This is a genomic window from Streptomyces alkaliphilus (assembly GCF_014141535.1).
In the GTDB taxonomy this organism is placed as follows: domain Bacteria; phylum Actinomycetota; class Actinomycetes; order Streptomycetales; family Streptomycetaceae; genus Streptomyces; species Streptomyces alkaliphilus.
The window spans coordinates 1-1,203 of record NZ_VKHT01001266.1; the positions used below are offsets into that span (position 1 = coordinate 1).

The 1,203-nt window shown below is 67.8% G+C and carries 1 protein-coding gene; it reads right to left on the reverse strand.

Annotated features, from left to right (window positions below; all coding sequences use genetic code 11):
- Nucleotides 1-95 precede the first annotated feature (95 nt).
- Nucleotides 96-710, reverse strand: a complete 615-nt coding sequence (locus tag FNQ90_RS23870) for a DUF6230 family protein (protein ID WP_182608245.1) — start codon at nt 708-710, stop codon at nt 96-98.
- Nucleotides 711-1,203 lie beyond the last annotated feature (493 nt).

Sequence of the window (1,203 nt, forward strand, 5' to 3'; positions counted from 1 at the left end):
GGTGACGGGCGGGACCGGCGGGGGACCCCGCGGACGCGGCGGGACACGGGTGTCCGGGGGAACGAGGGGCCGCCCCGGACACCCGGCTCACGCCGTCAGTAGCACTCGTTCTTTCCTCGGTGCAGCTTGATGTTGAGCCCGTTGAGCTCGAAGGTCCCGGCCGTGGTGGCCCACGCCGTCTGCTTGACGTTGGTCAGCGTGGCGGCCTCGGCCTGCTGCGCGAAGGACCCGGGGGTGTACTCCCCGGTGGGCTTGGGCCCCTTGGTGGTGTGGCTGGCGCTGACGCCGATGTCGATGTTGGTGAAGGTGGCGTTCGCGTCGAGTTCGGCGAGGTCGATGAAGAGGTTCTTCGCCTTCACCGGCTTCTTCGGGTCGGCCCCCGCCCCCAGCTTGACCGTGACGTCACCGATGGGGGTGGGGACGACCACCGACTGGCAGAGTTTGGTGATGGTGGCCGAGTTGAAGGCCGAGACGGCCACCGGGACGTAGTCGCCGTCGGCCTTCTTGTTGAGCGTTCCGTACTGGACGAAGCCGTCGGTGTTCACCAACCGCTCGGTGGTGACCTTGAAGCTCTGCCCGGAAACCGCGAACGAGGCGGCGAGCGCCCCCTGCGACATGGCGACGCCGATGGCCGCCGAGGCCGCCACGGCGGGCACCATCACCACACCGAACCGCTTCCACCGGGTACCGCCACGAGTCCGAGACCCCATGACTTTCCTCCTCCTGGACGACTTCCCGATCCGGGTGCCGGGGCACGGGAGAGCACCGGTACCGGCTGGGGGAAGAGCGGGGGCCGCCGGGTCGATCCCGGCGGCGGCCACCGGCCGCGCACACGACGGCGCACGACCACACGGAGCACCGATCACCCGTCGGCGGGCGCCCCCGAACCGAGGCCGACGTGTGGCCCTCGTCGGCTGTGCGCCGATGGTGGTGCAGAACACGGACAGGCACAAGAGATTGACTACCGACGAGTAAGAAAAGGGCCCCGGAAGTACACCGACACGCCCTCACCAGTTACCCGGAGCGATGGGCAACCCCCTTCATGTTTCAGCGGATTCACCTCGAAATCCCTCTTAAACACCTTGGGTGCATCGCCACCCGAACACGTAAAGCGACCACTTCGGAGAAAGCCAAGTTTTGGTAAAGCGCGGATCCAGAAAACGCTTTCCCCCCCGTCCCCGCGCGGCCGTCACCACCCGCCGG

Coding starts and splice junctions, on each gene's coding strand:
- FNQ90_RS23870 (WP_182608245.1), bottom strand. CDS start 710: ATGGGGTCTCGGACTCGTGGCGGTACCCGGTGGAAGCGGTTCGGTGTG.